The 6,135-nt window shown below is 60.6% G+C and carries 5 protein-coding genes and 1 tRNA gene; 2 read left to right on the top strand and 4 right to left on the bottom strand.

The window, feature by feature from the left end; all coding sequences use genetic code 11:
• Window positions 1-183: 183 nt before the first annotated feature.
• Together Clow_RS10295 and Clow_RS10300 are read right to left on the bottom strand one after the other, a co-directional pair.
• Window positions 184-256 (bottom strand) — tRNA-Ala (locus tag Clow_RS10295).
• 215 nt (window positions 257-471) lie between these two features.
• The gene (locus Clow_RS10300; protein ID WP_055178896.1) at window positions 472-1,209 is read right to left on the bottom strand and encodes a DsbA family protein; all 738 of its coding nucleotides are present in this window, start codon (window positions 1,207-1,209) and stop codon (window positions 472-474) included.
• Window positions 1,210-1,344: 135 nt separating this feature from the next.
• On the opposite strand from Clow_RS10300, the gene Clow_RS10305 reads away from it, so the two are divergent.
• Together Clow_RS10305 and Clow_RS10310 are read left to right on the top strand one after the other, a co-directional pair.
• Window positions 1,345-1,671, top strand: coding sequence for a fluoride efflux transporter family protein (locus Clow_RS10305; protein WP_055178899.1), 327 nt, complete (start codon window positions 1,345-1,347; stop codon window positions 1,669-1,671).
• Entirely contained in the window at window positions 1,665-1,985 is a 321-nt protein-coding gene (locus tag Clow_RS10310; protein ID WP_055178902.1) for a FluC/FEX family fluoride channel, read from the top strand. The genes Clow_RS10305 and Clow_RS10310 overlap by 7 nt, the downstream gene beginning before the upstream one ends.
• On the opposite strand, the gene Clow_RS10315 is transcribed toward Clow_RS10310, so the two are convergent.
• Together Clow_RS10315 and Clow_RS10320 are read right to left on the bottom strand one after the other, a co-directional pair.
• Window positions 1,972-4,500 (bottom strand): ABC transporter permease, encoded by a 2,529-nt coding sequence (locus Clow_RS10315; RefSeq protein ID WP_211256960.1) that lies wholly within the window; start codon window positions 4,498-4,500, stop codon window positions 1,972-1,974. The two genes, Clow_RS10310 and Clow_RS10315, sit on opposite strands and share 14 nt — an antisense overlap.
• Before the next feature lie 25 nt (window positions 4,501-4,525).
• Window positions 4,526-5,305, bottom strand: coding sequence for an ABC transporter ATP-binding protein (locus tag Clow_RS10320; RefSeq protein WP_055178932.1), 780 nt, complete (start codon window positions 5,303-5,305; stop codon window positions 4,526-4,528).
• Window positions 5,306-6,135 lie beyond the last annotated feature (830 nt).

The following is a 6,135-nucleotide window of genomic DNA, read 5'->3' on the forward strand; positions in this document are numbered from 1 at the left end:
CGGTTCGAGATCTTCGAGAAGTTCGAGAACTTACCGCAGATTCGAGAAGTTCGAGAACTACGAGACTTTCGAGAACTTTGGCCCAAGCTAGGGCTACCCAGCCCGCCCCCACACATGAGAAAAACCTTGGCCCGAAAAATCCACGCGGATAATTCGGGCCAAGGTTTCCTTGAACACAATAAGTGGAGCTAACGGGATTCGAACCCGTGACCCCCACACTGCCAGTGTGGTGCGCTACCAGCTGCGCCATAGCCCCGCATAACATAAAAGCACCTTCCCTTTATCAGGAAGAGCGCTTCATGCGAACGAGAAATAATGTACCTCGCACCGCAGCACGAAAACAAACCCGCTGGTCAAAACCAGTTTTCTAGCCATCCCCCGCACCCCACAAAGAAAAGGAGCGCCCGCGGGCGCTCCTTCCCCATCCTCACCCAGTACCCAATTCAATCAGGCAAGCCCAGGGCAAAGGCATTAATTGCTCTTGTACTTCTCCACCCAATCGGCCTCAAGCTGCTTTTCCTCGCCGTTGATGAAGATGCGCGGGGAGGATACGCCGTTCTCGGTCTTTTCCAATTCATCGGCGTTCTTGGTACCCAGTTCATCGGTGCGATCAGCGTACTTGCCCTCACGGATGGCATTCACCGTGTCCTCGGAGGCACCCAGTTCCTGAGCGGCCTCGGCGTACTTATCGTTGTCCCACTTATCGCTGTAGATATTGGACTGGTTCTCAAAGAGATAATTGCGCAGGTTCCAGTACAGCCCGTCGTCCTCCGAGGAAGCCGCGGCCAGCACGGCGGCCAGGGCGCGGTGGGAGTTACCGTCCTTTTCTTCGTCGCTCATCTCCGCGTCGCGGTTGGTGTTATCCATAAACACCAGGGGGCGGATATTTACCACCAGTTCGCCGTTATCCACGGCCTCGCGCATGGCTTGGCGATCTTCCAGGGCCAGATCCGCGCAGTGGGGGCAGGAGAAGTCCTCGTACACGTCGGCCACCGGGGTATCGTCGGTAGCCTGCTCCCCCTTCAAGGTGATCTTGTCTCCCTCCCAGGAGGTAGTAAAGGCCACGGTGTCAATCATCGCCTCGCGCTTGGTGTTCTTACCGTTTATCACGATGTAGCCCACCACGACCACGGCGATCACGATGATGCCCACGACGGCCCACAGGAAGCCCTTGCCCTTTTCATTGGGAGACTTAACGGTGCTGCTCACAGTAATCCTTATCTTGTTGCTGCGGATCAAGATGCCCGGTAAAGGGCACACACACAGCTTAATGGACACCACCGCCAGGTTGAGAGTCCCTCGGGCAGATTCACAGAGCAATGCCAGCGGCGTACCATACCTGACATGTTCCGCCCCGCCATCGTCGTCGGCAGCGGTGCGGCCCTGGGCGCACTGGCTCGCCTGGGTGCCACCGCGCTTTTCGACGCCCCCTGGGCACTCCTGGGTATCAACGTACTCGGGTGTCTGCTCATGGGCGCGCTGCGCCCAGGGCTTTTCTGGGGCAAGGGCGTACTCGGGGGCTTCACCAGTTTTTCCGCCTTCTGCCTGGTGCTGGTGCAGGCCAGCCCCCTCTTTTCCGCCTGCTACCTCGCCGCCACGCTGATCGGTTGCCTGGGCGCGTGGTTGCTTGGCGATGCGTGGGCGCAAACGCGGCGGAGCCAACCATGCTGATCGCCGCCGTGGCCTCCGGAGCCTTCCTCGGTGGGGTGGGCCGCTATCTGCTGAGCCGACGCCCCGGTGGTTGGCAGGGCACGGGGATCGCCAACGTTCTCGCCTGCGCCGTGCTGGGTTTGAGCCTGTACCTGGGTGACCTCGGGGCCGCCGCCTGGGGTGCTGGCGTGGCCGGGGCGCTGTCTACGTGGTCCACGGTGGCGTCGGAAGTAGGAGCCGCCATGAAAGCACGGCGCACACCACGCGCGGCAGCCTATCTGGGGCTGACCTTGTGTATGGGGTGCGCGGTGTTGTGGATGATTAGTCCGCGATAGCCTCCAGCGGAGGGGTCTTGGCGGCGTGGCGGGCGGGCAGCAAAGCTGCGAGCACGCCCACGGCGGCGGAGCCAAAGACCATAATCAGCAGTTGAATCGCCGGCACCTGGGTTCCACCCAGGCCTTCCGTTTCTAGAATATTCAGGAAGGACCAGCCCAGCCCCAGGCCAATCAGCATGCCGGCCACCGCACCGAATACCGCCACTTGCACGGCCTCCACCACGATCATGCGGCGCACCTGCCCGCGGTGCACGCCCACGGCGCGCAACATGCCAATTTCCTTGCGCCGCTCGATCACGTTGAGGGTCAGTGTGTTCACGATGCCCAGCACCGCGATCACCACCGCGAGGGCCAGGAGGGCGTAGAGAATGTTGAGCACCTGGTCCACGGTCTTTTGGATCTCACCCGCAAGGTCCTCCGCATCCATCACCTGCACCACCAGGTACTTCTTCATGGATTCTTCCAGGTTAGCCCGCAATTCCTCGTGGGAAACAAAGCCATCCCCGATCACGTCCACGCTTTCCAGCACCATCTGGGAGGGGGGAACCAAAAGCTCTGCGGTGTGCTTAGCCACCAGCACGGAACCAAAAACGTTGTTATCGGGGTAAATACCCATCAGTTGCGCCTTGGTGGTCTTGCTGCCGTCGCCAGCGCTCACCTCCACCTGATCGCCCACGGACCATCCCATCGTGTCTGCCTGGGTCTCCGAGGCCAGGAATCCCTCGCCGCTGAGGTCAAGGTTGCCCTCCACGGCGATCTCTCCGGTGGACTCGTTGAGTTTGCCGTACATGGACAGGGTATAGCCCGCAAAGGGAACGCCCCAGGCCCCATTGACCTTCACCGGAGCCAGGTAGGTTTCCACGAGGCTGCCCGCGCCGTCGGTCTTAGCGGCGTCGTCTAGAGCCTCGGCGGGCAGCGGGAAGTTCCTCGTCGTGGGGCCCATCAGGCGGAAGTCTGCCTGCATGCTCTCGCTAAAGTTATCCTCGATCGCGGATTTTGCCGTGGCGCCAAACATGCCGATGGAGGTCACCAGCGCCACGCCAATGGTGAGGGCAAAGGCCGTGGTGGCGCTGCGTCGGGGGTTGCGCTCGGAGTTGGTTGCCGCGAGCTTGCCCACCATGCCGAAGGGCTTGCCCACCGCTCGCCCAATCCAGGGCACCGTGACCAGCGCGATAGCCGGGCCAGCCAGGAAGTAGCCCACGATCACGCCCAGGGAACCCAGCCCCACCATCAGCACGCGCACCCCCGTGCTGAAATCGGAGAACGCCCCCATGAGCGTGAGCACAATGCCCACGCCCACCACGGTGGCGCCCACGATCGTGCGCTTCCGCAGCGAGCGCGAGGAGGCGGAATCCGTGGCTCGCATCGCCTCCACCGGCCGCACGCGACCAGCGCGCTTGGCGGGCAACCAGGCGGAAAGCACGGTGACCACGATGCCCACCGCAATAGGAATGAGCACCGCGCCAAGGCTCAGCCCCAAGCCGCCATCGGGCAGAGCCATGCTGCCCGCCGCAAGCAGGGCCTTAATGCCCATCACCAGCAGCACGCCCACGACGACGCCCACCACGGACCCCACCGCGCCAATGATCGCGGCCTCCAACACCACGGAACGGGTGATCTGCCGCCGCGAGGCACCCAGGGCGCGCAAGAGAGCGAACTCCTTGGTGCGCTGCGCCACAATCATGGAGAAGGTATTGGCGATGAGGAAGGTGCCCACCAAGAGCGCCATGAGGCCAAAGGCCATGAGGAAGTAATTAATAAAGCTCAGGGTGGACTTGATGGAACTGCTCTTCTCATCGGCCAAGTCCGAGCCCCGCGTTGCTTCCACGTCCGTGTACACGGAGGTGATGTGATCCATCAGCTCATCCGCGCTCACGCCCTCTGCGGCCTTCACCACGATCGCGGAGACGTAGCCCCCCTCCGTGAAGTTACTCAGGTACGAGGACTCGTCCATGCGCAGCGACGCCACCGTGGGGCTATCAATCGTCATCTCGTAGATGCCCGCGATGGTCACCTCCGTGCGGCCCTGCGGGTCCACCATCGTCAAGGTATCGCCCACCGATACCTCTAAGGTCTCCGCGGCCTTCTCATTAATGACGACCTCATTGGCACCGCTCGGGTTGCTCCCCTCCACCAGGGGTTCCGGCTCATTCACGGTGTCCTGGTCCGTGTACCACGGCAGGAGCCGGGTGGTGCCGGAAAAGTTCAGGGATTCACCATCCCCATTGCCCAACACCACCGGGGTGCTGCTGCGCACATTAACGCCGGCTACCTTGGGGTCCTCCGCAATGACATTGCGGGTGGTGGTGGAGATACCGCGTTGCCCCTCCTCTGCGGTGACCACCACGTCCACGCCGTCATATTCCGTGGACACCATGTTGTCATAGCTCTGAGAAAGCGTATTGGTGAACATCAGCGCACCGGCGATGAAAGCGGTACCCAACACCACCGCCAACACCGTCAACGCAATTCTGAGTTTGTGCGCCGCCACCGTGCGCACACTCACCTTCCGCATCGTGCTATTTTTCAGGCTCATAGAACTACTCACGCTCGATTCCGGCCATCGTGGAAAGAATCTGATCTATGGTGGGCTTCTTGAGCTCATTGACGATCTTCCCGTCCGCCAGGAAAATCACGCGATCAGCAAACGACGCCGCCCGCGCATCGTGCGTAACGATCACCACGGTCTGATGATCTTGGTCCACCGAGTGACGCAGAATGTTCAAGACCTCCGTGGAGGAATTAGAATCCAGATTTCCCGTGGGCTCATCACCAAAGATGATCTCTGGGCGCGAGAGCAAAGCGCGGGCGCAGGCCACACGCTGCTGCTGACCGCCCGAAAGCTCCGAGGGGCGATGATTCAGGCGATTCTTCAAACCAAACCGCTCCGTAATCTCATCGAACCATTCCTGATCCACCTCTCCCCCGGCAATATCCATCGGCAGCGTAATATTCTCCGCTGCCGTGAGAGTGGGCACCAGGTTAAAGGATTGGAAAATAAAGCCCAGGCGATCACGGCGCAGATCCGTCATCTCCTCATCCTCTAGCGTGGACAAATCGGTGCTACCGATAAAGGCCTGCCCACTGCTGGCCCCATCCAAGCCCGCCATGCAGTGCATGAGCGTGGACTTGCCCGAACCCGACGGCCCCATAATCGCCGTGAACTCCCCCCTTCGGAAGTTCACGCTCACATCGTCCAGGGCGGTCACGGTGGTATCGCCCTCACCGTACTGCTTCACCAGATTAACGGCGCGGGCGGCATCGCCGCTCGTCTGAAAGTGCGCCGCCGTAGGCTTATTCTTCCCCGCAGGAGCCTGCAACCAGGACGCTACCGACGTCGTAGCAGGGGCGCGTTTCGACGCCTTCTTGGTCGCCGCAGACTTGGGATCGTCCTTCTTCTCCTCCGCTTTTTGAGGTTTCGGGGAGGGCTTAACTGGGGCCTTGGCCGCTTTGGCGTCCTTATTTTCCTTAGCGGGGGCTGGCTTAGCCGCGGTAGAAGTATTTTCCTCTTTAGAGGCGGCAGGCTTCTTAGAGGTATCCACCACCTGCTGAACCTTGGGCCATGCCTTCTTGGCCGTTTCCGGTTTTTTCTTCGCAGACGCAGTAGCCTGAGTTTCTGGCCTCGGGCTCTGCGCCTTTTTCGGCTCTTCCTTCTTCAGTTCTTCTTTCTTCGGTTCCTGCTTCGTGGGTTCTGCCCCTCGTTGAACCTGAGGCCACCCAGTAGAAGAAGGTTTCTTCTCCTCTAGCTTCTTTTCCACCGTGGGCTTCTCAGCCGCGGCCCCGGACTTCTTCTCTACCTTGGGCATACCTGCGGAGCCCGCCTGGCGTATCTTCGGCCATGCGACCTTTTCGTCCTTCTTCTCCCCGGAAGAAGGCTCCTCTCCTGCTAGGCGCTTAGTCTTGGAGGGCTTTGGCCACACCGGATTGTTGGAATTGACCCCCGGTATGTTCCGAGGCCCCTGAGAATCTTGACCAGCCACTATGCGTACCTTTCCTTAATGCCGTATTCCTTCCACAATCTACCTTGTTGGGGGGAATGTCGTGCTCACAAGCCCAGAAACCACAAAAAAAGGGTAGGCATGACCACCTGCGGCCATACCCACCCTCTCATCTTTAATACAACAGTAGGGTGCGAGAGCGACATACAACC

This window comes from Corynebacterium lowii (assembly GCF_001412085.1).
In the GTDB taxonomy this organism is placed as follows: Bacteria; Actinomycetota; Actinomycetes; order Mycobacteriales; family Mycobacteriaceae; genus Corynebacterium; species Corynebacterium lowii.

Excerpts from the sequence above, each read along its gene's own strand:
- Clow_RS10315 (WP_211256960.1), bottom strand. The coding sequence starts at position 4,500 with ATGCGGAAGGTGAGTGTGCGCACGGTGGCGGCGCACAAACTCAGAATT.
- Clow_RS10305 (WP_055178899.1), top strand. The coding sequence starts at position 1,345 with ATGTTCCGCCCCGCCATCGTCGTCGGCAGCGGTGCGGCCCTGGGCGCA.
- Clow_RS10310 (WP_055178902.1), top strand. The coding sequence starts at position 1,665 with ATGCTGATCGCCGCCGTGGCCTCCGGAGCCTTCCTCGGTGGGGTGGGC.